The sequence below is a fragment of the Streptomyces mangrovi genome (genome assembly GCF_900114215.1).
GTDB classification, from domain to species: domain Bacteria; phylum Actinomycetota; class Actinomycetes; order Streptomycetales; family Streptomycetaceae; genus Streptomyces; species Streptomyces barkulensis.
On record NZ_FOSG01000011.1, the window covers coordinates 125,064 to 150,380 of the forward strand.

Below are 25,317 nucleotides of genomic sequence, written 5' to 3' on the forward strand. Positions count from 1 at the left end.
CGCCGACTCGTCGGCCCCTCCCGCCACCCACGGAAGAAAGCCCACCCGGTGTCCCAGCATCAGACGTCCCACACCTTCCAGGTCGATCTGCGCGGCCTGGTCGACCTGCTCTCCCACCACCTCTACTCCAGTCCCCGCGTCTACCTGCGCGAGCTGCTGCAGAACGCGGTGGACGCCATCACCGCCCGCCGGGCCCTGTCCCCGGACGCCCCCGCCCGGATCACCGTGGAGACCGGTGAGACGCTCACCGTCACGGACACCGGCGTCGGCCTGTCCGAGAAGGACGTCCACACCTTCCTCGCGACGATCGGCCGCAGCTCCAAGCGCTCCGCCGACGGAGGTCTCGACGGAACGGCCATCGCCTCGGCCCGCTCGGAGTTCATCGGCCAGTTCGGCATCGGACTGCTCGCCTGCTTCGTGGTGGCCGACGAGATCACCGTGGTCAGCCGCTCGGCGGCCACCCCCGACGCGCCGGTCGTCGAATGGCGCGGACGCGCCGACGGCAGCTACACCATCCGCACCCTGCCTGCGCACACCAGGCCGGAGCCGGGCACCACGGTGCGGCTCACCCCCCGCGCGGACGGCACCGAGTGGACGCGCCCCGACCGGGTCCTGGAGCTGGCCCGGCACTACGGAGGCCTGCTGCGGCACGAGGTCACCGTGACCGACGCCCGCGGCACGGCCACCCGGATCGACCGGACCCCGCCGTGGGAGGAGCGCCACGCCTCCCCGCGGGCCCGCCGCGAGGCGCTGGCCGAGCACTGCCGCTCCACCTTCGGCTTCACCCCGCTGGACACCGTCGAACTGGACCTGCCCGTCGTCGGGCTGCGCGGTGTCGCCCACGTCCTGCCGACCGCCGTCAGCCCCTCCCAGCGAGCCGGCCACCGGGTGCACCTCAAGGGCATGCTCCTGTCGGACCGGGCGTCCGAGCTGCTGCCCGACTGGGCGTTCTTCGTGCGCTGCGTGGTGGACACCACCGGCCTGCGGCCCACCGCCTCCCGCGAGGCGCTGTACGAGGACGAGACGCTCGACGCCGTACGCGAGGCGCTCGGCGACCGGCTGCGCGACTGGCTCACCGGCCTGGCCGCGGGAGACCCCACCCTCCTGCACCGCTTCATCGAGACCCACCACCTGGCCGTCAAGGCGCTGGCCCGCCACGACGACGCGCTGCTGCGGATGCTGCTGCCGTGGCTGCCCTTCGAGACGACCGACGGCAACGTCACCCTGGACGAGTTCGCGCGCAGCCACCCCACGATCCTGGTCACCCGGAGCGTGGAGGAGTTCCGGCAGGTCGCGCCGATCGCCGCGGCGGCCGGCCTCGGAGTCGTCAACGGCGGCTACACCTACGACCGGGACCTGGTGCACCGGCTGCCGGAGATACGCCCCGGCACCACCGTCGGCGACCTGGACCCGGCCACCGTCACCGCGCACCTGGACGCGGTGGAGCCCGCCGCCGAACTGGCCGCGGCCTCCTTCCTGGCCGTGGCCCGCGAGGTGATCGGCGTCCACGACTGCGACGTGGTGCTGCGCAGCTTCCAGCCGGTGACCGCCCCCGCCCTCCTGCTGGACAACCGGGAGGCCCGGCACGAGCGCACCCGCTCCGAACTGGCCGGCACCGGCGACGGACTGTGGGCCGACATCCTCGGCTCCCTGCGCACCGAGGCCCCCCGCGCCCAACTGGTCCTCAACCACCTCAACCCGCTGGTCCGCCGCGCGGCGACGATCACCGAACGCGGGCTGGCCACCGCCACGGCGGAGGCACTGTACGGGCAGGCGCTGCTGCTCAGCCGCCGTCCGCTGCGCGCCGCCGAGAGCGCGCTGCTCAACCGGGCCTTCCTCGGCCTGCTCGACCACGCCATGCATGACCGGGCCGACACCCCCGGCGGCCCGGCCTCCCGGAAGGAGCCGTGATGCTGGAGACCCCGGAGGCCGTGCTCGACGCGCTGCGGGAGAACGACGAACGCCCCTACAGCCTGCCCAGAACGGTGAGGGCCGAGGAACTGGTCGAAGCAGCCGGGCAGTTCGAGGACAAGGGACTCCTGGTCACCGCGCTGCTGGAACTGATGGAGGCCTACGAGTACACCGGCGAGCACCGCAAGTCGCCGGTGGTCTTCGCCCGGCTGCTCCAACTGTGGGACGAGGACCGCGAAGCCTTCAACGAGTGGGAGGGCCACCAGGTCTACTGGCGCTTCAAGTGGGTGACGACCTCGCTGCTGGAGGTGCCGGACGTACCGCTGGCCACCGTCGAGCAGTGGATCGGCCGGATGCGCGAACGCTACCGCGAGGCCGGCCACGGCATGCAGCCGGTGGCGGCGATGGCCCACCGCGTCGCGCTGCACACCGGCAGCGGCCTGGAGTCCGCCTACGACCTGTGGGTGACCCGTCCCCGGGAGAGACTGAGCGACTGCGAGGCGTGCGAGATACGCCACCGGGCGCTGCACCATGTCGTTCTCGGGGAGGACGAGAAGGCCCTGCGGATCTGGGCGCCGCTGTTCGCCGGGGCCGTGAGCTGCCAGGAGGAGCCGTACGTCAGCCACGCCTTCGCGCTGCTCCCGCTGCTGCGCACCGGCCGCGTGGACGAGGCCCGCTCGCACCATCTGGCCGGGTACCGCTACGCCCGCGGCAAGACGGGCATGGCCGAGGAGATCGGTCTCCACCTGGAGTTCTGCGCCCTGACCCGCAACGAGGGCCGCGGACTGGAGATCCTCGCCGAGAACCGCGGACTCTTCGAAGTCACCGGCGCTCCCAAGGCGCGACTGGCCTTCCTCACCGGCGTCCAGGTGCTGCTCGCCCGTCTCGTGGAGCAGGGGTATGCCGACACACCCGTCGCCGGGCCGCCCGGGCGGCAGTGGACGGCGCGGACGCTGAACGAGGAGATCGGGGCCGAGGCGGACGAACTGGCCGCCGCGTTCGACCGGCGCAACGGCACGGCGGCGGTCGGCGAGCGCCGCCGCGAGCGCCTGGAGCGGCGCCCCGTGCTGGACGAGCCGCTCGCGCTGGGGCTGCGCGTCACCCCGCTGACCGGACCGAGGAACGCCGGGGCCGCCACGGAGCCCGTCCCCGCTCCCGCCACCGCACACCGGGTGGCCGTCCCCGAGGACTTCGCCGAACTGGTCGCCGAGGCACGGCGGCTGGCCGACCAGGGGCACCCCGGTGACACACCGCTGTGGGAACGCGTCGCCGAGCGCGTGGCCGCCGATGGATACGTCCACGATCCCGCGCTCGGCCACCGGGACCTGCTCCTGGCCGAGCTGGCCGAGCAGCGCGCGTTCGCCGAGGACGAGGGGGACGGGAACGGCCGGGCCGCGATGGCCGAGGCGGCCGAACTCTACGCCCGGGCCGGCCTGCCCTGGCACGAGCTGGCCGCCCGGGCCCGCGTGGCCTGCCGGCCCGGGGCCGGGAAGGGGCACGGTGAAGGGGCCGGTGGCGAGGTGGCCGACGAGTCCGTCGGCGAGCCCGCCGGCCACCTCGCGGTACGGCGGGAGCTGGAGCCCCTGCTGGAGCTCGCCGAACGGATGCTCCCCGGCGGGGACCGGGAGCCGGAGGCGGACTTCCGGCCGGACAAGTACCTCGTCGTGCTCCACTGCCGGGCCTTCGCCGCGCACACCGAGATGATCGACGCGCTGCCGGACGCCGGCCCGGAGACCGCGGCGCGCTTCCAGGAGGCGGTCGCGGCGCTGCGCGTGGCGGCCGAACGCTGGGAGATCCCCCACCAGGTGGCCGCCGCCCACCTCTACGAAGCCGACATCGCCGCCCGTACCGGGCGCATCGAGGAGGCCGTCGAACGGCAGCGGCGCTCCCAGGAGATCCTGGAGGAGGCGGGCACCCCGTGGCGGGCGACCCGCGGCATGCTGCTGCTGGGCCAGATCCTGATGCGCACCGGCCGGCCCGGGGAGGCGGCCGAGGTGTTCCGGCAGGCCATGGCCCGGGCCGCGCGGTACGACGACCGCTCCTTCCCGGTCACGGCCGTCCACGCGATGCTCGGCCACGCCTGCCGGCACGCCGGTGAGCTCTCCGGAGCCGTCCGCCACCTGTCCGAGGCCGCCGCCCGGATGGAGAGGGAGGGGGACCACAACGGCGCGGCCGAGTGCCGTCTGGAACTCGCCGACGCCCTGGCCGCCTCCGGGCAGCCGGAGGACGCCGTCGCCGTGCTGGAGTCCGTGGTCCGCGAGCGCGGCGCGGAATCCGGCGGCCCGCTCGACGAGCGGCTGCTGGCCCAGATCCGCCTCACCCTCGCCCGGGGCCTGACGGAGCTGGAGGAGCACCGCGCGGCGGCCGAGGAGTTCCTGAGCCTGGCCGACACGGTGGCCGGGTGGGAGGAGCAGTTCACCCACACCATGGTCGCCTCCCAGGCGGCCGCGGCGCTGGCCCGGGCCGGCCGCCCCCAGGCGGCCGGGGCCGCGCGCGAACGCGCTCTGGACTCCCATCGCCGGGCGCCCAGCCCGGTACCGGTCCTGGAGATGCTCCGGGAGTTCGCCGACCTCGCCACGCGCGGCGAGGAAGAGGACCTTCAGGCGGCGCTCGGCCACCTGGTCACCGCCGACGAACTGCTGGCCGAGGTCCCCGAGGATCCGGAGGAGTTCCCCCACTGGTACCACGCCGGCCACAACCACCTGTGCCGCGCCCGCTGCCTGGCCCGCGCCGAGCGCTTCGAGGAGGCGCTGGCCGAGGCGGACCGGGCCGACTCGCGCCTGGCGGAGGGCGGCCCGGACGGGGAGGCGGGCCGGGCGGAGACGGCACGGCTGGCCGCCCTGATCGAGGGCAACGGGCTGGAACGGCCGAAGGGGGCGGTGGCCCGCCTGGACGCGGCGGTCCGCCGCTGCGCCGGGGCGGGCCTGGAGGAGGCGGTCAGGATCCTCACCGCACTGCGCGAGGACATGGCCTCCCGCTGAGCGGTCGAGCAACCGATCCGCCGAGCGGCTTCCGGCCGGGACGGCACGGCGCCGTCCCGGCCGGAAGCCCACGTTACCCCTCCTGAACTGCGCAAACGCCTTCCCGGGCGGCCGTCTTCCGTCACCCGACCGGCCCCTTTGGCCGCGAGATCCGCGGTGAGCGGGGGCAGGGTGGGGGCATGTGGTACCCACGACTCGTGCTGGGCGCCGCCCTTCTGCCGCTGGCGCTGCTGGTGGCGCGGGACGTTCCCGCCCATCTCCTCGATCCCCCGGTGCCGGAGACCGCCGGCCCCGCCACCGCCTACACCGCACCACGGCCCGCGGTCGTCAGCCGGAAGGCCTGGCGCGCCGACGAGAGCCTGGTCAGGGAGGAGGCCAGCTATACGGGCCCGGTGAGTGCCGTCTTCGTTCACCACACCGGCCACCCCAACGGCTACGACTGCTCGGACGTCCCGGAGATGCTGCGGGGGCTGGAGACGGACCACGTCGAGGGTCAGGGGTGGGACGACATCGGCTACAACTTCGTCGTGGACAAGTGCGGGACCATCTACGAGGGGCGGGGCGGCGGCATCGGACGCCCGGTGTACGGCGCGCACACCAAGGGCTTCAACCGCAACAGCGTCGGTGTGGCGGCGCTGGGCACCTTCGGCGCGGGGCAGGAGGTGCCGCGTGCGGTGATCGACGCGATCGCCGAGGTCGCGGCGTGGAAGCTGCGGCCCGGAGCGGACCCGCAGGGCCGGGTGCGGCTGGTCTCGACGAACGACGAGAGCCGCTACGACGAGGGCGAGGCGGCGACGTTCGACGTCATCGCGGGCCACCGCGACAGCCACCAGACCGACTGCCCCGGCCAGGCGCTGTACGACAGGCTGCCAAAGATCCGGGAGGAGGCCACCCGTCTGCGCGCCCTCGGCCCCTGACGGCCCGGGCACCGCCGGTTTTGTCCACCGCCGCGAGGCCGCCGCCGTACGTACGGCGGCGGCCCCGCGGCGTTTCCGGGCACGCGGCAGGACTCCGGGCCGGGGTCTGGGCCGGGAATCCGGGCGGGGCCGCCTGCCGGCTCAGAAGGAGAAGAGCGCGGGGGCGGCGTCCGCCATGGCGCAGGCGTTGGAGAAGGTGTGCGCGTACGAGACCCTGCGGCCCTCCCAGACCCCGTCGGCGGTCACGGTGACCGGATCCCAGACCATCGGGCACATCTGGTCTCCGGGCTCGACCAGCGAGGCGAACTCGCCGTCCGCGGAACGCAGCTCGCCGCACGCCTCGGCCGGCGCCGGGTGGGTGCCGCCCGGCGCCGGCGAGCAGCTCAGCGTGGCGGCCCGCAGCACGGTGGCCGTCGCCGGGTCCTCTCCCTTGCCGACGGTGAGCACCAGGGCCGAGGGCGCGTACAGCCCTTCGGGCTGCGCGGGCGAGGCGGCCGCGGTGGCGGCCGAGCCCGCAAGGCAGGTGACGGCCAGAGCGGTGCTCACGCCCAGGGCCTTGATGGCGTACCGCATTTCGAACACTCCTCGGTTCGGTTCATCGGATTCCGAACAGGAGTCTTGCTGGGGCGAGGGGTGAACGCACATCGGATGGATCACTTCCGGTCACCTTCGGCGACGTCGCGGTCGCTCAAAGTGGCTCCGGGACGGCCGGGAGCCTTCCAATCTCCCGCGGAAGTGTGTCCGGCATGCGAACAAAGGAGAGCCGGGCTCCGGTGGGGTGACCGTGACCTGCGGTTCGGCGAGTGGGCCGCCCCGTCCGGACGCCTCACCACGACCGGAAGGCGGCGTTGCTGTCTTTGGCCGACAGTGCCGGGTGCGCCCTCCTCGGACCCGTCCGGGGGGGTGAGGCGCCCGGCGCTCCGGGAGCGGCCGGGGCCGCCGGGCGCATGCCTCATCCTCATCCGGCCCGCTGCCCGTCGCTCCCGGAGTCGGCCGGCGTCCGTGCGGAGGAGGCCGCCGCGTACGGGACCTGCGCGGACGGGACCTGCGGGGGCGCGGCCTGCGCGGAGGGCGCCGCACCCGGCTGGGGAGTCTGCTGAGCCCTCTCCAGGAACCGCAGCAGTTCGACGGGGAAGGGCAGGACCAGGGTGGAGTTCTTCTCGGCCGCGACCGCCACCACCGTCTGCAGCAGCCGCAACTGCAGCGCGGACGGCGTGTCGGCCATCTGCTGCGCGGCCTCCGCCAGCTTCTTCGAGGCCTGGAACTCCGCGTCGGCGTTGATGACGCGGGCCCGCCGGTCGCGGGCGGCCTCCGCCTGGCGGGCCATCGACCGCTTCATCGTCTCCGGCAGGGAGACGTCCTTGATCTCGACCCGGTCGACGTGGACGCCCCAGCCGACGGCGGGGCTGTCGATCATCAGCTCCAGGCCCTGGTTCAGTTTCTCCCGGTTGGACAGCAGATCGTCCAGATCGCTCTTGCCGATGATGGAGCGCAGCGAGGTCTGAGCCATCTGGGAGACCGCGAAGCGGTAGTCCTCCACCCGGACGATCGCGTCGACGGGGTCGACGACCTTGAAGTACACGACGGCGTCGACCCGAACGGTCACGTTGTCCCTGCTGATGCCCTCCTGTGCGGGCACCGGCAGGGTCACTATCTGCAGATTGACCTTGCGCATCCGGTCGACGAACGGAACGATCATGGTGAAGCCCGGCTGGCGTGCGTCCTTCATGACCCGCCCGAGCCGGAAGACCACTCCGCGTTCGTACTGTTTGACCACCCGGGCCGCCAGCGCGACGTAGACGGCGCAGACGCAGAGCAGCACGATCCCCGCCGCCGCGAGTCCCTGGAGCATCGCAGACACCTACTGTCCGTGGGTTGGGCTGTTTCCCCCGTCTAATTTGTCTGATATTTACGATAACTCCGCATAAAGGTCGGCGGGAGTCCCGTCTCCGGGGCGCCGGGGACCGTGCTGTGCGGGTGGCCGCCCCTGGGGCGTGGTCCCCGTTCAGCGAGTGGAGACCGTGCCCGACACGGCGTCGCCGTCAAAGGAGGGCGGGTGGTCGACGAACCTCCGCTCCACCTCGGCCCGTTCGGCCTCCGACGGGTCGCTGTCGAGGGAGTCGAGCAGTGCGTCGCGCGCCGTGCTGCCCTCGGGCCGCACCAGCCCGACGACGACGTACAGCGTCAGCGAGGTGAGGACCGGCAGTCCGACGTTCGCGGTCTGCCCGGCGTCCTCCACCCCCCAGTAGAGATACGCCCAGACCGCCAGGCCGCCCGCCCAGGAGACCAGCGCCGCGCGCGGTCCGTGGCGCCGGAACCAGGGCAGCAGGCCCAGCATCAGTGGAATGGAGATCGGTCCCATGGTGGCGGCGACGATGCTCACCACGACCGTCATGATGAAGCCGTCCGGGTCGGCGAGGAGGGCGAGAACCATGCTGAACGTGACGAAGGCGACCGTGGTGACCCGCGCGAACAGCAACTGCCCGGCCTCCGTCAGACGCCGTACGCGAGGGACGACCAGCGGGGCGAGGTCGCGGGTGATGACGGCGGTGATGACGTTGGAGTCGGAGGCCACCATGGCCATGGTGTGGGAGAAGAAGCCGGCCAGGAGCAGTCCGATGAGCCCGGCGGGCAGCAGCTCCTGGGCGAGCATGATGTACGACTTCTCGCCGTCGTCCAGACCGGGGACAACGAGAGGGGCGGCGATCATCGGGACGAAGAGGATGAACGGCCACACGATCCACAGGAAGCTGGAGAGCAGTGCCGATCTCCTGGCCCGGGAGCCGGAGGGCGCGGCCATGTAGCGCTGCGCCAGGTTCCACATGCCGCCGTTGTACTCGAAGGTCTTCACCAGCAGGAACGCCATGATCAGCCCGGTGGTGACGGGGCCGTTGACCGGGTCGCCGCGGCCGGCCGGGAGGTCGTCCCACATCGTCCAGAGCGTGGCCACCCCGTCGAGGTGGGCGAAGAGGGCGAAGAGCATCGCGAATCCGGCGACGGCCTGGATGACGAACTGGCCGAAGTCGGTGAGGACGTCGGCCCACAGGCCGCCGAACGCCATGTAGAGCATGGTGCAGGCGCCGGTCAGGGCTATGCCCCACACCAGCGGAATGTCCGCGAACCCCTGGAGCAGCAGGGCGATGGCGACCCACTTCGCGGCGATGTCCACCACCTTGAGCGCGGTTCCGCTGTAGGCGAGGACCTGCTGGGTGGGCAGGTCGTAGCGGACGGCCAAGTAGGCGAGCGGCGAGTTGACGCCGTGTCTGGCGCGCAGCCGGTTCCAGCGCGCGGCGAAGAGGAAGGCACCGATGCCGATGCCCAGTCCGATGGTGAGGGGCCACCAGAAGTAGACGGTGACGCCGTGGTCGTACGCGACCGCGGCGAAGGTCACGAACATGATCGCGCTGTAGCCGGACATGTGGTGCGATATCCCGGAGAGCCACCACGGGATGCGGCCGCGGGCCGTGAAGAAGTCGGCGATGGTGTGGATACGTTTCCTCGACCACAGGCCGATGCCCACCATCACGAGGAAGTACGCGCCCAGCACGGTCCAGTCCAGTGCGGCCATGACGGCTCCTTTTGTTCATAGATGTGAACTACTGTCAACTCTATGAATATGTGCCGTCACAGTAGAAGCGCCCTCATGGAGCGTCAATACGTGTGAACAGTTGGAGCTGCAAGAGGATTGGAGTCGATCGAGCGCCTGGGTCGATGTTCATGGATGTGGATACTGCTGTGGCTCTGCCCTCCGTCGGGGATGTCCGCGCGGAGGCCCTGTGCGGGCCTCCGCGCCCGGCTCAGACCAGCAGGGCCCGCCCGTGCTCCATCAGGGCGGACAGTTCCTCGATGTGCGCGCCGTCCGGCTCGCTCAGCGGCGGCCGCACCCCGCCCACATCCAGACCGCGCAGGCGCACCCCGGCCTTGACCAGCGAGACCGCGTAGCCGCGCCCCTTGTTCCGCAGCTCCACCAGGGGGCGGTAGAAGTCATCGATCAGCCGGCGCACGGTGGCGTCGTCGCCCCCGTTGAAGGCGCGGTGGAAGGCGACGGCGATCTCCGGTGCGAAGCAGAAGGCGGCGGAGGAGTAGAGACCGACCCCGATGCCCCGGTAGGCGGGGCAGGTGAGTTCGGCGGTGGGCAGCCCGTTGAAATACAGGAACTCGCGGCCGGGCTCCGCGGTGCGCACCGCACTGACGATCCGCTGCATCAGATCGAGGTCGCCGACGCCGTCCTTCAGGCCCGCGATCCGGGGATGGCGGGCGAGTTCGGCCACCGTGGCCGGTGCGAGGACGGCGTTGTCCCGCTGGTAGACGATGACGTCCAGCCCGGTCGCGTCCGCGAGGGCGGTGTAGTGGGCCCGCAGCCCCTCCTGGCCGGGTACGACCAGGTAGGGGGGCATGGCCAGAAGTCCGTCGGCGCCCGCCTCCTCCGCGGCGCGGGCGTACCGCACGGCGAGGGCGGTTCCGTAGCCGGTGCCCGCGACCACCGGTACCCGCCCCGCCGCCTCCGTCACCGCCGCGAAGACGCATGCACCGTACTCCTCGGGGGTCAGGGCGTGGAACTCGCCGGTGCCGCAGCAGGCGAAGACGGCGGCGGCGCCGGCGTCGATGCCGCCGCGTACATGTGCCCGGAACACATCGGTGTCGAGGGTGCCGTCCGGTCCGTACGCGGTGACGGGGAAGAAGAGCAGGCCGTCGAGCCGGGTGGCGAGAGGAGGTGTGGTCACGGCACTCCCTGGGTGTCGCGGGGCGGTGGATACTGTGCATATTCACGACCGCTGTCCATATTCATGAACACCGTTACGGTAGGGCGGGGGCTCGTCACGGTCAAGACGGCCGGCTGCTGTGGGAGCGCTGCCCGGCCGGAGACACGGGAAAGCGCTTTCCCCTATGCTTGACGCCGTCGAGGCGAACTCCTACCGTCTCCACAGTTGTGAATGATGTTCGGTGAATCGCTCCTTCGTCGAGCCCGCTCGGCGGGTGCGCGCCGGCCTCCCCACCGCACCGAGGAGACAGCCCATGCCCGCCCCCAGAACCGTCCTGCTCACCGGTGCCGCGGGCGGCCTCGGCACCCTGATGCGGGGACTGCTCCCCTCCTACGGCTACACCCTCCGGCTCCTCGACGTCGCTCCCGTCGAGCCGCTCCCCGGAGCGGGGGAGCGGGCCGAGGAGACGATCACCGCCGACCTCGCGGACCGGGCGGCGCTGCGCGAGGCCGTGCGGGGCGTGGACGCCGTCGTCCATCTCGCCGGGATCTCCCTGGAGGCCCCCTTCGAGAAGATCGTGCGGGCGAACATCGAGGGCACCTACAACCTCTACGAGGCGGTCCGCGAGGAGGGCGTGGGACGTGTCGTCTTCGCCTCCTCCAACCACGCCGTCGGCTACACCCCCCGTCCGCGTGAGGGCGATCCGCTGATCGGGGTGGACACCCCGCGCCGCCCCGACACCTTCTACGGTCTGTCGAAGTGCTTCGGCGAGGACCTGGCCCAGCTCTACTGGGACCGGCACGGCATCGAGACCGTCTCCATCCGCATCGGCTCCTGCTTCCCCGAGCCCACGACGGTGCGGATGCTCTCGGTCTGGATGAGCCCCGCAGACGGGGCCCGGCTGCTGCACGCCGCCCTGACCGCCGAGGGCGTCGGGCACACCGTCGTCCACGGCTCCTCCGCCAACACCCGGCTGTGGTGGGACCTCTCCTCGGCCCGGGCCCTGGGGTACGAGCCGCAGGACGACTCCGAGCCGTACGCGGCCGAGCTCATCGCCGAACAGGGCGAACTCGACCCGGACAGGCCGGAACATGCCCGCCTGGGCGGCCACTTCACCACCGAACCGCCGATCTGGCCGCACTGACCAGCCGCCCAGCCGGTCCGGTGATCCGTCGCTTCGGCGGGCACCGGGCCTTCTCAGCCGAGATCGTCGAACATGGCCAGCAGCGCCTGCTCGTCCGCCTCCTCCAGGGCGGGCTCCTCCCGGCCGGAGCGCCCGGAGCCGGAGCCCTCGGGGTGCGGCACCTGCTCGGCCCACACCGTCTTGCCCCGCGGCATGTAGCGCACCCCCCAGTTCCTGGTGAACTGCGCCACCAGGAACAGGCCGCGCCCGCCCTCCTCGGTCACTCCGGCACGCCGGATGCGAGGAGAGGAGTTGCTGCGGTCGGAGACCTCGCAGAGCAGGGACGTCCCGCGCAGCAGCCGCAGCCGCACAGGCCCCCCACCGCCGTACCGCACGGCGTTGGTTACCAGCTCGCTCACCACCAGGCCGGTGCCGTACTCCAGTTCCGGCAGGCCCCACTCGTCCAGTTGCCGCCGGGCCAGCGCCCTGGCATCGGACACCACCGACGGATCGGAGGGCAGCTCCCAGGACGCCACCCGGTCGGCGGGCAGCGCGTGCACACGGGCGAGCAGCAGGGCCACGTCGTCCCGGGGGCCGTCCCGAGCCCCGTCGTGCGGGCCGCCGGGCAGCAGGGTGCCGGTGACCCGGTCGCAGATCCGCTCCAGAGACGGTTCCGGCGGCGGCTCCGTACCGCGCAGCGCTGAGGTGAGCAGCCCCGTGCGCGCTTCGGTGTCGCCGTAGCCGCGGCCCTCCTTGAGCAGGCCGTCGGTGTACAGCGCCAGCAGGCTGCCCGCGGGCAGTTCCACGGTGGCGGGCTCGTAGGGCTGGAGCCCGCCGAGTCCCAGCGGCGGGCCGGCCGGCAGGTCCAGCGTCCGTGATTCGCCGCCGGGAAGCACGACGACGGGCGGCGGATGCCCGGCCCGGGCGGCCGTGCAGCGGCAGGTCACCGGGTCGTACACCGCGTACAGGCAGGTCGCGGCCGTGGCCGGGTCGTCGGGCGCGCGGCCGACCAGATCGTCCAGGTGTGCCAGCACCTCCTCCGGCGGCAGGTCCAGATCGGCCAGGGTGCGCACCGCCGTGCGCAGCCGGCCCATGGTGGCCGCCGCCTCCAGCCCGTGGCCCGCCACATCGCCGACGACCAGCGCCGAACGCATCCCGGACAGCCCGATCGCGTCGAACCAGTCGCCGCCCACCCCGCTCCTGGCGTCGGCCGGCAGATAGCGGTGGGCGAGATCGACGGCGGCCAGCCGGGGCGTGTCACGCGGCAGCAGACTGCGCTGCAGGGTCAGGGCGGCGTCACGCTCCCGGCTGAAGCGGCGGGCGTTGTCCACGCTGATCGTGGTGCGGGCCGCCAACTCGCCCGCCAGGGCCAGGTCGTCCTCCTCGTAGGGGCGCGCCCTGCCGCGCCGGTAGAAACCGGCAAGGCCCAGGACGGCGCCCCTGGCGCGCAGCGGCGCGGCCAGATACGAGTGCTCGCCCTCGCCGAGCAGCCCGCGCAGCAGTTCGCCGGGGTGGGCGCCGCCCAGGGAGGGGGCCGTGAGGATCTCGGTCCGCACCGAGTCCGCGACGGGCCGACCGGCGTCCAGGCACCGGGCCTGCGGAGTGCCGGGCGCGTAGCCGACCGGGGCGTCCGCGCCGTCGCCCGGCGCGCCCTCCGCCCGCCCACCGCCCCGTACGGCCACCCGGTGCAGCGCCGGCGCTGCACCGGGGGTTCCCGGCGGGGGCTCCTCGCCGGCCAGGACGTCCTCGGCCAGGTCCACCACGACGACGTCGGCGAACCTCGGAACGGTGATCTCCGCCAGTTCCTCCGCCGTGCGCCGGACGTCCAGTGTGGTGCCGATCCGGGTGCCCGCCTCGTTCAGCAGCGACAGCCGCCGGCGGGCCTCGACGGCCAGGCGGCCGACCCCCGGCTCGCCCACCATCAGCAGCCACGCGTCGGGGCCGCCGCCCTCCGTCCCGCCGGGCCGATGCCCCCGTTCCGCCTCCCGCGGCCCTTCCGGCTCCTCCCGTGCACCGCCCGGTACGCCGGTCTCCTCCCGAGTGTCCGCGGGCCGCCCGGCGGGGGAGGGCGGACGCAGCAGTGGCACCCTCCGGCCGTTTGGACCGCCCGCCGCGGCCGCGGGCGCTCCCGGCGCGGTGACGGTGGAGCGGGCCTCCCGGAAACTGATCTCGACGGCGGCGCCCTCCGCGTCGCCGTGGTGCAGGAGTTTGCGCCGCAGCGTCGCCACCCGCCCGCCCGTCAGCGGCACCTCGGCGAACGTCTCGCTGCTGGAGGAGATCAACTCGGTGGCGGTCTCCAGCAGCGCCAGCTCCTCTCGCGGGGCCAGCCGGGGCGCCGCCCCGCCGCGCCGGGCCGGCGTCCCCGAGGCGAGATCGATCTCGGCGTGCTCGCCGCGCCGCCTGGCCCGCAGGAACGACTCCATCAGACCGCGTTCCCGGGCCGATCCCATCTCCAGCAGCCGCTCGCCGATGCGGTCGGTGGCGTTCTGGAGCATCAGCGTCATCCCGGGCCTGGCCAGCTCCATGGGGACGGAGAGGTTCACCGCGCCCTGCACGGTGCCGCCCACCGGGTCGCGCACCGGGGCGGCCATGCAGGTCAGCGTCTTGAGGCTGTGCAGGAAGTGCTCGTGCCCGACGACCACGAACGGGGCCCGGGTGCTCAGCACCATGCTGACGCTGCTGGTTCCCATGAACCGCTCGTCGACGTTGGCGCCCGGGACGAGGGAGGCGGCGTCCATCAGCTCCAGCCCCCCGGTCTCCCCGAGCCGGTCGACGATGTTGGCCCGCGGATCGGTCAGCACCACGGTGACGGGCATCCCGGAGAACCGCTCGTACAGCCGCCGCAGTACCGGCATGGCGGCCCTGACCAGCCGGGAGTCCGGGTCCAGATCGCTCTCGACGGGTAGCGAGGGGTTCTCCCGGTCGACGCCGAGCAGACGTGATCGCTGCCAGGAGGCGAGGATCTCCGCACGCACCTCGGGGGTGGACGGCCGCACACCGCGGCGGCCGTCCCTCGCGAGGATCGGGAAAGAAGTCACCAGAACGAAATAATAGGACAAAAAGCCCTAAAGTTCATGTCGGTGTGCGCGGGGCGGCGGGGGACCCGCGGGACGGGCCGGGGCGCACCGCTATGTTCCCGGGAACATGCAGGCACCACGGCACTGGCCGCCCCCCGCCGCCCTCGCCGCCGCGCAGATCGCGTGGTGGCCCCTCGACGCGCTGCGTCCCGGCGCCCCGGAACTGGCGCAGGCGGGCGCAGGCCTGCTGGCGGTGTGCCTGGCCGCCGCCGTCCTCGGCCTGCGCCGGCGTGCGCCGGTGGGCGCGCTGGCGGGTGTCACCGCCGTGGCGGTCCTCGGGCCGGCCGCCTCGTTCCCCGGCGCGCTGGACGTGTTCGGCAGCGCCGGGGTGGCCCTCGCCCTGCACACGGTGGCGGTGCGGTGCGAGGCCGCCACCGTCGTGATCGCCGGCGCGGCCCAGCTGTGCTGGCAACTGCTGTGGGGCACCGTGCTGTACGGCGGGAGCCGGGGCGCCGCCGCCGGCCTCGTCCTGGCCGCCGTGCCGCACGTGATCGGCACCGGGACCGGCCTGGGCAGGCGCCGCCGGCTGGCCGCCCGGCACGCCGCCGCCGCGCGACTGGCCAGGGCCGAGGCGGAGCGCGACAGGGCCGCCGACGAGGAACGCCACCGGCTGGCCCGCGAACTCCACGACGTCGGCGCCCACCACCTGACCTCGGTCGTGGTCACGGCCGAGGCCGCGCGCAGACTCGGCGGCTCCAGGCCCGGACTGGCCGCCGAGGCGCTGGAGGCCGCGGCGCGCGACGGCCGCGAGACCGTGTCCACACTGCGCGAACTGGTGGCGGTGATGCGCACCGGGGCGGAGGGAGAGCCACACACCTGGAACGGCCGCATCGCCGAACTCGCCGCCGGGGTGGGCGGGTTGGGCGGTCCGGTGGAGACCGACCTCCGGGCTGACCTGCCGGGGAGGCCGGGCGGGACCGTCTTCTCCATCGTGCGGGAGGCCCTGACGAACACACTGCGCCACGCGCCCGGCGCGGCCGTACGGGTCGTCGTCGAGCACCACGGCGGCCTGCTGGAGGTGACCGTCGACAACGACGCCCCGCCGGCCGGCGGGGCGCCCCACACATCCGGCGCCGTACGCGGTCTGGGGGCCGGGCGCGGCCTGGCCGGGATGCGGGAGCGCGCGGCGGCGGCCGGCGGGCGTCTGACCGCGGGGCCACGCCCCGGCGGCGGCTGGCGGGTGCGGGCCGAACTGCCCGCCGACGGCTCCACGCCCGCGGAGTCCCCGGCAGACGGGCGAGGACTGCGCAGGTCCGCGCGTATGCCCCGGCCGGGCCGGCGGCGGGTGGCCCAGGTGCTCCTCGCCCTGTTCGCCGTCCTCAACCCACTGGTCCCCGCACTGACGACCCGGACGGTCGGCTCCACGCCCCACGGGCCGGCGGCCGACGCGCTGTACCTGCTGCTGACGGCGGTCCACGCACTGCCGCTGCTGTGGCGGCGGCGCGCGCCCCTGGCGGCACTGGCGGCCGCCCTGGCCACCGCGTCGCTGTGGCCGGCGGCGGCCCTGTCCGGGGCGCTGCCCCCGAAGGCGGTGCCGCTGCTGTGGGTGGGCGCCGGGGTGGAGGCCGCCGCGCTGTACTCCGTGGCGGCCCGCGGCCGGTACGGGCGCGGCGCCCGGTGGGCCGTCCCCGCGACGGGGTTGGTCCTGGGCGCGGCGGTGGGCACCAGTGCCATCGCCGCGGGGCTGCTGCCGGACCGGTTCACCGGACCGATGGCGCATCTGCCGGTCACCGTGCCGCTCACCGCCGCCCTGGTGCCGGCCCTCGCGGCCGTGTGGCGGGCGGGCGCCGCCGCGCGTGCCCGCGGCGCCCGTACCGCCGCACGTGAGCGGGAGGCGCTCCAGGAGGCGGTTCGGCAGGCGGCGAAGGCGGTGCGCGCCCAGCGGCGGCACGTCGCCGAAGGGCTGCGCGGGACCGTTCTGGAACGGGCGGGCCGGGTGGTGCGCAGCGCCGAGGAGGGGCGGCTGGAGGACGTGGCGGCCGAGGCCCGGGCGGCGCTGGCCGCCATGCGCGAGCTGCTCGCCACCCTCCACGAGCCCGGCGGTCGGCCCGTCGGTGCACCGGCCGCGAAGGCCGTGCCCGGAGAGGCCGTGCCCGGGGATGACGTTCCCGTGCCGCCGCCGGCCGCGGCGGGCACCGGGTGAGTGCCTGAGCGCCCCGACCGGGGACCGCGGGGTCGAAGAGGGGGGAGGGGCGAGCCGTTCGGGACGGGCCCCGCGATATTCACTGCGACGGCGGGTCCGCCGACTTCTATGATCGGAGGATGACGGACCCCCTCCACCCGGCGAAGCCCCGGCCCGGTGACATGGTCGCGGTGCTGTCCCCCTCGTCCGGTCTGCCCGGCGTCTTCCCCGTGCCGTACGAGCTGGGGCTGCGCAGACTGCGGGAGGAGTTCGGGTTGAAGGCGGTGGAGTACCCGGCCTCCAGGAAGACGGGATCGACGCCCGAGGAGCGGGCCGCGGACATCCACGCGGCCTTCGCCGACCCCCGCATCAAGGCGGTGTTCGCCAGCATCGGCGGCGACGATCAGATCACCGTCCTGCCCCACCTCGACCGCGATCTCCTCCGCGCCAACCCCAAGCCCTTCTTCGGCTACAGCGACAACACCAACCTGCTGCTCCTCCTGCGGAACCTGGGCATCGTCGGATACCACGGCAGCACGGTGATGGTCGAGCTCGGACGCCCCGGCGCGATGCACCCGCTGACCGCCGACTCGCTCAGGGCGGCGCTGTTCACCTCCGGCGAGTACGAACTCACCGCGGCGGACGCCTACGGGGACGTCAGCCGCCCCTGGGACGACCCGCGCACCTTCGACTCCGAACCGGAGATGGAACCCGCCGACGGCTGGTCCTGGCACAACGGCGACCGGGTGGTCGAGGGGACCGGCTGGGGCGGCGAACTGGAGATCGTCTCCTGGCTGCTGATGGCCGACCGCGAGATCCTTCCGGTCGACTCCTACGCCGGCGGCGTGCTCTTCCTCGAGACGTCCGAGGAGATGCCACGCGCCGAACAGGTCTACCGGATCCTGCGCAACATGGGCGAACGCGGTCTGCTCCGGCAGTTCCCGGCGCTGCTGATGGGCCGGGCGAGGAGCTGGTCGTTCGAGAACCGGTTCACCGCCCCGGAGAAGGCACGGTTCCGCCGGGACCAGCGGGAGGCCGTCCTGCGGGCCCTCGGGCAGTACGCCCCCGACGCCATGGTGGTGTTCGACGTCGACCTCGGCCACACCGACCCTCAGCTCGTCATCCCCGTCGGAGGACGGATCAGGGTGGACGGTCCCGCGCGCCGTATCACGGTCACCTACTGAATCACGGTCACCTACTGAGCCGGTTCCTCCGCCCACCGGGGAGCCGGCCCCGGGCGGGCGGGACGCCGGGTCACCGGGCGGCGCCGGCGCTCCGCCCCAGCGCGAGGACGCACCAGTTGACCAGGGCGGCGTTCGCCAGGGCGCTCACGACGACGACCGACACATAGGCGGCGATCCCCTCCCAGGGGGCCAGGAGAAACAGCATGCTCAGCGGCGCGGTGGCCAGCAGGGGTACGACCCCCGCCATGGAGGCGTCCTCATGGCTCACCAGGAAGGCGTCCGCCGATACCCACACCAGTAGGGCGCCGCACAGCGCGAGATAGGCGCGTGCCGCCCACGTCCCGGCCACGGCCGAGACGACGCGCCGCACACGCCGCCGGTGTCGTACGCCGTCCATACGGCCCCCGCTCCCCGTGTCCGTCCCCGGCGCGGTGGCCCGGCGGGGCGCCGTCCAGGCTATCCCGCCCGCAGGGGCGGATCGGGGCGGACGGGCCCGGACGCGTGGGACGATGACACCCGGGCGGACGGAGCACCCGCCGGCCCGGGCCAGGAGGTGGACCCATCGCTGTTCGTGTGCTGGTCGTCGACGACCAGGCCGTCGTCCGCGCGGGCTTCGCCGCGATCGTCGACGCCGAACCGGACCTGTCGGTGGTCGGTGAGGCGGGCGACGGCGCCACGGCCGTGGAGCTGGCCGCGGAACTCGGCCCCGACGTGGTGCTGATGGACATCCGGATGCCCGGCATGGACGGGCTGACGGCCACCCGGCTGATCGCCGGCGGCCCGAGCGGGGCCCGTGTCCTGGTGCTCACCACCTTCGACCTGGACTCCTACGTCTTCGAGGCCCTGTGCGCCGGGGCATCCGGATTCCTGCTCAAGGACGCCCGGGCCGACGACCTCCTGGCCGCCGTCCGTGTCGTCGCCTCCGGCGACGGCATCCTGGCGCCGGCGGTGACCGGCCGGCTCATCGCCGCCTTCGCGCAGGGCGCGCCGGTCCGTCCCGGGGCCGGCGGGGCACTGGAGCGGCTCACGCCCCGCGAGCGGGAGGTGCTGCTCCTGGTCGCCTCGGGGCTGACCAACGCCGAGATCGGCGAGCGTCTGGGAGTCTCCACGGGAACGGTCAAGACCCATGTGAACGCGCTGTTCGGCAAGTTGGGGCTGCGCGACCGGGTCCAGGCGACCATCCTGGCGTACGACACCGGGCTGATCAGGCCACGCACCACCTCCACGCGGTAGACGCGGGTCCGCTCCCCGCCGTACGAGGGGCCGCCCGCGGCGCCCGCCCGGCCGACCGCCGGTATGAGACCCCTCTACCCGGAGGTGGAGAAGAACCTCCTGCCGGCGGTCGATGAACCCCCCGGTCACCCGGCGCGATCCTGGATCCACAGGCCGACACACGGCCCACCGGCCCCGTATCACCGGCCGGGCGGACGGCGTGTGCCGTCCGCCCGGCCGGTGGGCGCCGCGTACCCCGTGGAACGTGCGGCACGACGGGCGGCGGACGACGAGCGAGACGGAAGAGACAGGTGAGCGAGATGGCCGTGCACGACGGTGGGCGGGGCGACGGGAACGGGAACGGGAACGGCGGGGGGCGGCTCTCCCGGCGTGTCAGAGGCATCGCGGACAACCGGCCCGCCCGGATCTATCTGGCCGTGTGCGCCGCGCTGGTGCTGTGGGTCGTGCTGGACGCGACGGTCGTCCCGCACGAGGACGCCTCGATGGCGGCGCTGTGGCCCGTGGCGGCCACCGCCCCGACCAGCCTGCTCGCCCTCGCCGTGCCGCTGCCCGACGGACCCGTCGGAGGGGCGCTCCTGCTGGGCCTGGTCTCACTGGCCGCGGTGGTCAACGCCGGGGTGTTCAGCGCGGTGCTGCGCCGTTTCCGCACCCGTGCCGCCCACGGCTGAGACACGGGTGCGGGCGGCAGCGCGACGCCGCCTCCCGCACCCGTGCGTGCTCCCGCGATCGGCGCCGGCGGTGTGTGATGCTGGGCGGGACCATGCCGGTCGGACGGCGTACGGCGACGTACGGCGATGTGCCGAGGAGTGCCACCCATGTCGAAGCCACCGCTTCCCGAAGCGGCCGTGACCATGCTGCGGAAGGCCAACCCGGCCGTCATCACGACCCTGCGGCCGGACGGCCAGCCGGTGTCCACGGCCACCTGGTACCTGTGGGAGGACGGCCGGGTGCTGGTCAACATGGACGAGGCCCGCAAACGGCTGCGGCATGTGCGCGACGATCCCCGTGTCACCCTCACCGTGCTCGACGAGGGCAACTGGTACACGCACGTCAGCCTCATCGGCCGCGTGGCCGAGATCCACGAGGACCCGGAGCTCGCCGACATCGACCGGCTGGCCCGCCACTACCTCGGCGAGTCGTATCCGCGGCGGGACCGCCGCCGCGTCAGCGCCTGGATCGAGATCGACCGCTGGCACGGCTGGGGCTCCCTGAAGGACAGCGACCAGCCCGGATGACGCCCCCGGCCGCGTGCTCGCCCCGCGAGGCCCGGTCGAGGCGGCCACGAGCCGGCAGGAGTGTTCTTCTCCGTACGGGGCACCGGTCGATGACAGCCCGGTTCGGTTGTTTCAGGAGGCACCGTGACGGAAACCATCGTTCTCATCCTCGGCCTGGTGGTCGCGCCCATCGCCGCCCTGGCCCTGCTCACCTGGGGTCTGAACGGCACCGTGTGGCTGCTGGACCGCTTCGCCGGCCGGAGGGAGCCGGTGGCGCGGACCGTGCGGTGGCGGGCGCCGGAGACCGGCCCGGGCGGCGCGGCCGAGTCCCTTTCCCGCTGACTCCCCTCTCCATGCCCCCGCAGGTTCTGCGCTGACCCTGCCGGGGCATGGAGAGGGGAGTCCGGCATGGCATCCGGCCCGGCCGGTCACACGTCGAAGCATGAACGATTCATCGAGCACACCCCCCACCGGCGACCCGGCGGAGGAGAAGGCCGTCCGGCGTCTGGTACCGGTCTGGCTGGAGGAGGCCGCCCGCCATGACGCGGAAGCGGCCGGGCGGGCCCGGCAGGAGTGGGAACAGGGCCGTCTGTCCCCCGACGCCGCGAGGGAACTGGCCGACTGGGTGACGGCCCGGGTCACCGACACCGGGTTCAACGAGGACGAGGGGCCTTCCAGGCAGGGACCCGCGCACGTCAGCGTGGCCGACAAGACCGCGGTCCACCGGTGGCTCGCCGCCCGGGGGCACGACGTGTGAGGCGGCGCCGGGCTCCCGGAGCGGGGCGGCGGCTCAGGTCCAGGTGTACTTGCCCCCGCCCACCCATCGCACGGTGGCCGGGTCGTCCAGGTCCACCGGGCTCAGCCCCGCGTCGTACGCCAGCCGGACCACGTCGGTGATGTCATGGGCGAGGCCGACCGTCCCGTCACTGAGCTGGACCGTGCGGAACGGCCGGTCCCCGTGTGTCACGCCCCAGACGATGATCGGGGGCTGCGACGGCGTCTGGTCGGTCACGCCTTCCATCGTGGACGGGCGAGGCCGGTCCCGCATCCCGGTCCCGCGTCCCGGCCGACCGTGTGCCGGCCCGGCCGGGACGCGGGATGCGGGGGTCAGTCGACCTCCGCCGCGGCCTGCGCGAACTGCGCCCGGTACAGACGCGCGTACGCGCCGTCCGCGGCCAGCAGCGCCTCGTGCGTGCCCTGCTCCACGATCGAGCCGTCCTCCATCACCAGGATGGTGTCGGCGTCCCTGACGGTGGAGAGCCGGTGCGCGATCACGAAGCTGGTGCGGCCGTGGGACAGCCGCGCCATCGCCCGCTGGATCAGCACCTCGGTGCGGGTGTCCACCGAACTGGTCGCCTCGTCCAGCACCAGGATCACCGGATCGGACAGGAAGGCGCGCGCGATGGTGATCAGCTGCCTCTCGCCGGCGCTCACCCCGGAGCCCTCGTCGTCGAGGACGGTGTCGTAGCCGTCGGGGAGGGTGCGCACGAAGCGGTCGGCGTGGGCCGCGCGCGCCGCCTCCTCGACCTCCTGCCGCGTCACGTCGCGGGAGGCGCCGTACGCGATGTTCTCCGCGATCGTGCCGCCGAACAGCCAGGTGTCCTGCAGCACCATGCCGATCCGCGAGCGCAGCTCCTCCCGCCGCATCGCGGCGATGTCCACCCCGTCCAGGGTGATGCGTCCCCCGGTCGTCTCGTAGAACCGCAGCAGGAGGTTGACCAGGGTGGTCTTGCCCGCCCCCGTCGGGCCGACGACGGCCACGGTCCGCCCCGGCTCCACCGTCAGCGACAGGTCCTCGATGAGTGGTGTGTCGGGGGTGTAGCGGAAGGACACCTTCTCCAGCACGACCCTGCCGCGCACGGTGCCGGGGCGCTCGCCCGGCACCGGATCGGGCTCCTGCTCCCCGGCGTCGAGGAGCTCGAAGACCCGCTCGGCCGAGGCGACGCCCGACTGCACCAGGTTGGCCATCGACGCCAGCTGGGTGAGCGGTGTCGAGAACTGCCGCGAGTACTGGATGAAGGCCTGCACGTCGCCGATCGACAGCGCGCCGGAGGCGACCCGCAGACCGCCGGCCACGGCCACCAGGACGTAGTTGAGATTGGAGACGAAGAACATCAGCGGCTGCATGATCCCGCTGTTGAACTGGGCCCGGAACGAGGCCTCGTACAGCTGCCCGTTCTGTTCGGCGAACATCGCGGCCGACTCCTCCTGCCGCCCGAAGACCTTCACCAGGGCGTGCCCGGTGTACATCTCCTCGATGTGGGCGTTGAGCCTGCCGGTGGAGCGCCACTGCCGCACGAACTGCGGCTGCGACCGCCTGCCGACCCGCCGGGCCACCGCGACGGACAGCGGAACGGTCACCAGCGCGACCAGCGCGAGCAACGGCGAGATCCAGAACATCACCACCAGCACCCCGACCACGGTCAGCAGCGAGTTGACCAGCTGGCCCATCGTCTGCTGGAGGGTCTGCCCGATGTTGTCGATGTCGTTGGTGGCCCGGCTGAGCACCTCACCGCGCTGCCGGCCGTCGAAGTACGACAGCGGCAGCCGGGACATCTTCGCCTGCACGTCCTCGCGCAGGCGGAACACGGTGTTGTTCACCGCCAGGTTCACCAGGCGGGTCGCCACGGCCATCAGCAGCCCGGCCGCGGCGAACACCGCCAGGGCCAGCAGCAGGACCTCGCCGACGGCGGTGAAGTCGATGCCCTCACCGGGGGTGAACTCCATGCCCGAGAGCATGTCGGCCTCGTCGTCCCGGCCCTGTCGGCGCATGCCCTCCAGGACCTGCTCCCGGTCGGCCCCGGCAGGCATCTCGCGCCCCACGATCCCGGCGAAGACCAGATCGGTGGCCCGCCCCAGGATCTTCGGCCCGGCCACCGACAGCGCCACGCTCAGCACCACGGCCAGCAGCATCCCGGACAGCACGGTCCTCTCCGGCCGGAACCGCGCCAGCAGCCGCCGGGCGGACCCCTGGAAGTCCGCCGACCGCTGGTCCGGGGCTCCGGCCGTCATCCGGCCCATGGCCATCAGGCGGCCTCCGCTTCCGTCAGCTGGGAGAGGACGATCTCCCGGTAGGTGGTGTTGGCCGTCATCAGCTCGTGGTGGGCCCCGACGCCCACGACCCGGCCCTCGTCGAGGACGACGATGCGGTCGGCGTCGCGGACGGTGGACACCCGCTGGGCGACGATCACGACCGTCGCGTCGGCGGTCTCCCGCGCCAGCGCGGCGCGCAGCGCCGCGTCGGTGGCGTAGTCCAGGGCCGAGAAGGAGTCGTCGAAGAGGTAGATCTCCGGGCGGCGCACCAGGGTGCGCGCGATCGCGAGCCGCTGCCGCTGGCCGCCGGAGACGTTCGTCCCGCCCTGTGCGACGGGGGCGTCCAGGGCGCCCTCCAGCCGCCGGACGAAGTCGGCCGCCTGGGCCACCTCCAGAGCGTGCCACAGTTCCCCGTCCGTCGCCTCCGGGTTGCCGTAGCGCAGGTTCGTCGCGACCGTCCCCGAGAACAGATAGGGCTTCTGAGGCACCAGGCTCACCGTCCTGGCCAGCAGCGCGGGGTCCAGATCGCGTACGTTCACGCCGCCGACCAGGACCTCGCCGCCGGTGGCGTCGAACAGCCGGGCCACCAGGCCGAGCAGGGTCGACTTCCCGCTGCCGGTCGGCCCGATGACCGCCGTGGTCTCGCCGGGCCCGGCCGCCAGGCGCACATCGCGCAGGACCGGCTCCTCGGCGCCCGGGTAGCGGAACCCGGCCCCGCGGATCTCCAGCCGGCCGCGGCGGGGCAGTTCCCGCACCGGCTCCGCGGGCGGCGCGACACTGGTGGAGGTGGCCAGGACCTCCTCGATGCGCTCGGCGCACACCTCGGCACGCGGCACCATCATGAACATGAAGGTGGCCATCATCACGCTCATCACGATCTGCATGAGATAGGCGAGGAACGCGGTCAGCGCGCCGATCCGCATGTCGCCGTCGTCGATGCGGTGCGCGCCGAACCAGACCACGGCGACGGACGAGAGGTTCACCACGGTCATGACGATCGGGAACATCAGCGCCAGCAGCCGCCCGGCGCCCAGCGACACCTCGGTCAGCTCGGAGTTGGCGGCGCGGAAGCGTTCGCCCTCGTACGCGTCGCGCACGAAGGCCCTGATGACGCGGTTGCCGGTGATCTGCTCGCGCAGCACCCGGTTCACCGTGTCGAGCCGTGTCTGCATGGCGCGGAACAGCGGACGCAGGCGCCGTACGACCATGGCCACGCAGACGCCGAGCACCGGCACGGTCGCCACCAGCACCGCGGACAGCGGCACGTCGAGCCGCAGGGCCATCAGGATGCCGCCCACGCACATGATCGGGGCCGACACCATGAGCGTGAAGCCCGTGAGCGCCAGCGCCTGCACCTGCTGGACGTCGTTGGTGGTCCGAGTGATCAGCGAGGGGGCGCCGAAGCGGCCGACCTCGCGCGCCGAGAAGGACTGCACGCGGTCGAAGACCGCGGCCCGCACGTCCCTCCCGAGCGCCGCGGCGGTCCGCGCGCCGTGGCGGACGGCGCCGACGTTGCACGCCACCTGGAGGACGGTGACCGCGACCATGACGGAGCCGAGGACGAGGATGCGGCCGGTGTCGCCCTTCACCACGCCCTCGTCGATGATGTCCGCGTTGAGGGCGGGCAGGTAGAGGGTGGCGCAGGTCTGCAGGAGTTGCAGCAGCACCAGAGCGGTGATCGCCCCCCGGTAGGGGGCCAGATGTCGCCTGAGCAATCCGGTCAGCAAGCTGTGGTCCCCCGTATCGACGTATCGATGTATCGATGTATCGGCGTGGTACGGCGCGGCGGGCCGTGCCGGGTGGTGAGGGGTTCATCATC

At 73.4% G+C, this 25,317-nt stretch carries 20 protein-coding genes; 11 read left to right on the forward strand and 9 right to left on the reverse strand.

What is annotated here, in order from left to right:
* Positions 1–48: 48 nt before the first annotated feature.
* The 3 genes from BM237_RS17105 (at position 49) to BM237_RS17115 (ending at position 5,809) form a co-directional block, all read left to right on the forward strand.
* Complete coding sequence (locus BM237_RS17105) at positions 49–1,911, forward strand: HSP90 family protein (RefSeq protein WP_093850544.1); 1,863 nt, start codon at positions 49–51, stop codon at positions 1,909–1,911.
* Positions 1,911–4,892: a tetratricopeptide repeat protein gene (locus BM237_RS30340; protein WP_093850545.1), complete on the forward strand. Its 2,982-nt coding sequence runs from the start codon at positions 1,911–1,913 to the stop codon at positions 4,890–4,892. The genes BM237_RS17105 and BM237_RS30340 overlap by 1 nt, the downstream gene beginning before the upstream one ends.
* 179 nt (positions 4,893–5,071) lie before the next feature.
* The gene (locus tag BM237_RS17115; protein WP_093850546.1) at positions 5,072–5,809 is read left to right on the forward strand and encodes a peptidoglycan recognition protein family protein; all 738 of its coding nucleotides are present in this window, start codon (positions 5,072–5,074) and stop codon (positions 5,807–5,809) included.
* 141 nt (positions 5,810–5,950) lie between these two features.
* Here the strand turns inward: BM237_RS17115 and BM237_RS17120 are convergent, their stop codons facing one another.
* From BM237_RS17120 to BM237_RS17135, 4 genes are all read right to left on the reverse strand, one after another.
* A complete protein-coding gene (locus BM237_RS17120; RefSeq protein ID WP_093850547.1) occupies positions 5,951–6,382 on the reverse strand; it encodes a subtilase-type protease inhibitor in 432 nt (143 codons plus the stop codon).
* 385 nt (positions 6,383–6,767) lie between these two features.
* A complete protein-coding gene (locus BM237_RS17125; RefSeq protein WP_093850548.1) occupies positions 6,768–7,661 on the reverse strand; it encodes a slipin family protein in 894 nt (297 codons plus the stop codon).
* 153 nt (positions 7,662–7,814) lie between these two features.
* Positions 7,815–9,377, reverse strand: a complete 1,563-nt coding sequence (locus BM237_RS17130) for a sodium:solute symporter family protein (RefSeq protein ID WP_093850549.1) — start codon at positions 9,375–9,377, stop codon at positions 7,815–7,817.
* 229 nt (positions 9,378–9,606) lie between these two features.
* On the reverse strand, positions 9,607–10,533 hold the full coding sequence (locus tag BM237_RS17135; RefSeq protein WP_093850550.1) for a 5-dehydro-4-deoxyglucarate dehydratase: 927 nt from the start codon (positions 10,531–10,533) through the stop codon (positions 9,607–9,609).
* A gap of 292 nt (positions 10,534–10,825) precedes the next feature.
* On the opposite strand from BM237_RS17135, the gene BM237_RS17140 reads away from it, so the two are divergent.
* Positions 10,826–11,656 (forward strand): NAD-dependent epimerase/dehydratase family protein, encoded by an 831-nt coding sequence (locus tag BM237_RS17140; protein WP_093850551.1) that lies wholly within the window; start codon positions 10,826–10,828, stop codon positions 11,654–11,656.
* Between the two features lie 53 nt (positions 11,657–11,709).
* Here the strand turns inward: BM237_RS17140 and BM237_RS17145 are convergent, their stop codons facing one another.
* The gene (locus BM237_RS17145) at positions 11,710–14,673 is read right to left on the reverse strand and encodes a SpoIIE family protein phosphatase (RefSeq protein WP_245793684.1); all 2,964 of its coding nucleotides are present in this window, start codon (positions 14,671–14,673) and stop codon (positions 11,710–11,712) included.
* Between the two features lie 106 nt (positions 14,674–14,779).
* On the opposite strand from BM237_RS17145, the gene BM237_RS17150 reads away from it, so the two are divergent.
* Together BM237_RS17150 and BM237_RS17155 are read left to right on the forward strand one after the other, a co-directional pair.
* The gene (locus tag BM237_RS17150; protein ID WP_093850552.1) at positions 14,780–16,855 is read left to right on the forward strand and encodes a sensor histidine kinase; all 2,076 of its coding nucleotides are present in this window, start codon (positions 14,780–14,782) and stop codon (positions 16,853–16,855) included.
* Between the two features lie 119 nt (positions 16,856–16,974).
* Entirely contained in the window at positions 16,975–18,018 is a 1,044-nt protein-coding gene (locus tag BM237_RS17155) for a S66 family peptidase (RefSeq protein WP_093850553.1), read from the forward strand.
* A gap of 70 nt (positions 18,019–18,088) precedes the next feature.
* On the opposite strand, the gene BM237_RS17160 is transcribed toward BM237_RS17155, so the two are convergent.
* The gene (locus BM237_RS17160) at positions 18,089–18,415 is read right to left on the reverse strand and encodes an SCO4225 family membrane protein (RefSeq protein ID WP_093850554.1); all 327 of its coding nucleotides are present in this window, start codon (positions 18,413–18,415) and stop codon (positions 18,089–18,091) included.
* A 164-nt stretch (positions 18,416–18,579) separates the two neighbouring features.
* Here BM237_RS17160 and BM237_RS17165 point away from each other — a divergent pair, with 164 nt between their 5' ends.
* From BM237_RS17165 to BM237_RS17185, 5 genes are all read left to right on the forward strand, one after another.
* Positions 18,580–19,251 carry a response regulator gene (locus BM237_RS17165; RefSeq protein WP_093850555.1) on the forward strand — a complete coding sequence of 224 codons (672 nt, stop codon included), beginning with the start codon at positions 18,580–18,582 and terminating at the stop codon, positions 19,249–19,251.
* A 299-nt stretch (positions 19,252–19,550) separates the two neighbouring features.
* Positions 19,551–19,919 (forward strand): SCO4225 family membrane protein, encoded by a 369-nt coding sequence (locus tag BM237_RS17170; protein WP_245793697.1) that lies wholly within the window; start codon positions 19,551–19,553, stop codon positions 19,917–19,919.
* Between the two features lie 147 nt (positions 19,920–20,066).
* Entirely contained in the window at positions 20,067–20,486 is a 420-nt protein-coding gene (locus BM237_RS17175; RefSeq protein ID WP_093850556.1) for a PPOX class F420-dependent oxidoreductase, read from the forward strand.
* Positions 20,487–20,609: 123 nt separating this feature from the next.
* Positions 20,610–20,807: a hypothetical protein gene (locus BM237_RS17180; protein WP_093850557.1), complete on the forward strand. Its 198-nt coding sequence runs from the start codon at positions 20,610–20,612 to the stop codon at positions 20,805–20,807.
* Between the two features lie 100 nt (positions 20,808–20,907).
* Positions 20,908–21,222, forward strand: a complete 315-nt coding sequence (locus BM237_RS17185) for a hypothetical protein (RefSeq protein ID WP_093850558.1) — start codon at positions 20,908–20,910, stop codon at positions 21,220–21,222.
* A gap of 33 nt (positions 21,223–21,255) precedes the next feature.
* On the opposite strand, the gene BM237_RS17190 is transcribed toward BM237_RS17185, so the two are convergent.
* From BM237_RS17190 to BM237_RS17200, 3 genes are all read right to left on the reverse strand, one after another.
* Entirely contained in the window at positions 21,256–21,486 is a 231-nt protein-coding gene (locus BM237_RS17190; RefSeq protein ID WP_093850559.1) for a hypothetical protein, read from the reverse strand.
* An 86-nt stretch (positions 21,487–21,572) separates the two neighbouring features.
* Positions 21,573–23,492, reverse strand: a complete 1,920-nt coding sequence (locus tag BM237_RS17195) for an ABC transporter ATP-binding protein (protein ID WP_093850560.1) — start codon at positions 23,490–23,492, stop codon at positions 21,573–21,575.
* Positions 23,492–25,225 carry an ABC transporter ATP-binding protein gene (locus BM237_RS17200; protein WP_093850561.1) on the reverse strand — a complete coding sequence of 578 codons (1,734 nt, stop codon included), beginning with the start codon at positions 25,223–25,225 and terminating at the stop codon, positions 23,492–23,494. The genes BM237_RS17195 and BM237_RS17200 overlap by 1 nt, the downstream gene beginning before the upstream one ends.
* Positions 25,226–25,317 lie beyond the last annotated feature (92 nt).

Excerpts from the sequence above, each read along its gene's own strand:
- BM237_RS30340 (WP_093850545.1), top strand. The coding sequence starts at position 1,911 with ATGCTGGAGACCCCGGAGGCCGTGCTCGACGCGCTGCGGGAGAACGAC.
- BM237_RS17115 (WP_093850546.1), top strand. The coding sequence starts at position 5,072 with ATGTGGTACCCACGACTCGTGCTGGGCGCCGCCCTTCTGCCGCTGGCG.
- BM237_RS17120 (WP_093850547.1), bottom strand. The coding sequence starts at position 6,382 with ATGCGGTACGCCATCAAGGCCCTGGGCGTGAGCACCGCTCTGGCCGTC.
- BM237_RS17125 (WP_093850548.1), bottom strand. The coding sequence starts at position 7,661 with ATGCTCCAGGGACTCGCGGCGGCGGGGATCGTGCTGCTCTGCGTCTGC.
- BM237_RS17130 (WP_093850549.1), bottom strand. The coding sequence starts at position 9,377 with ATGGCCGCACTGGACTGGACCGTGCTGGGCGCGTACTTCCTCGTGATG.
- BM237_RS17140 (WP_093850551.1), top strand. The coding sequence starts at position 10,826 with ATGCCCGCCCCCAGAACCGTCCTGCTCACCGGTGCCGCGGGCGGCCTC.
- BM237_RS17150 (WP_093850552.1), top strand. The coding sequence starts at position 14,780 with ATGCAGGCACCACGGCACTGGCCGCCCCCCGCCGCCCTCGCCGCCGCG.
- BM237_RS17155 (WP_093850553.1), top strand. The coding sequence starts at position 16,975 with ATGACGGACCCCCTCCACCCGGCGAAGCCCCGGCCCGGTGACATGGTC.
- BM237_RS17160 (WP_093850554.1), bottom strand. The coding sequence starts at position 18,415 with ATGGACGGCGTACGACACCGGCGGCGTGTGCGGCGCGTCGTCTCGGCC.
- BM237_RS17170 (WP_245793697.1), top strand. The coding sequence starts at position 19,551 with ATGGCCGTGCACGACGGTGGGCGGGGCGACGGGAACGGGAACGGGAAC.
- BM237_RS17175 (WP_093850556.1), top strand. The coding sequence starts at position 20,067 with ATGTCGAAGCCACCGCTTCCCGAAGCGGCCGTGACCATGCTGCGGAAG.
- BM237_RS17185 (WP_093850558.1), top strand. The coding sequence starts at position 20,908 with ATGAACGATTCATCGAGCACACCCCCCACCGGCGACCCGGCGGAGGAG.
- BM237_RS17190 (WP_093850559.1), bottom strand. The coding sequence starts at position 21,486 with ATGGAAGGCGTGACCGACCAGACGCCGTCGCAGCCCCCGATCATCGTC.
- BM237_RS17195 (WP_093850560.1), bottom strand. The coding sequence starts at position 23,492 with ATGGCCATGGGCCGGATGACGGCCGGAGCCCCGGACCAGCGGTCGGCG.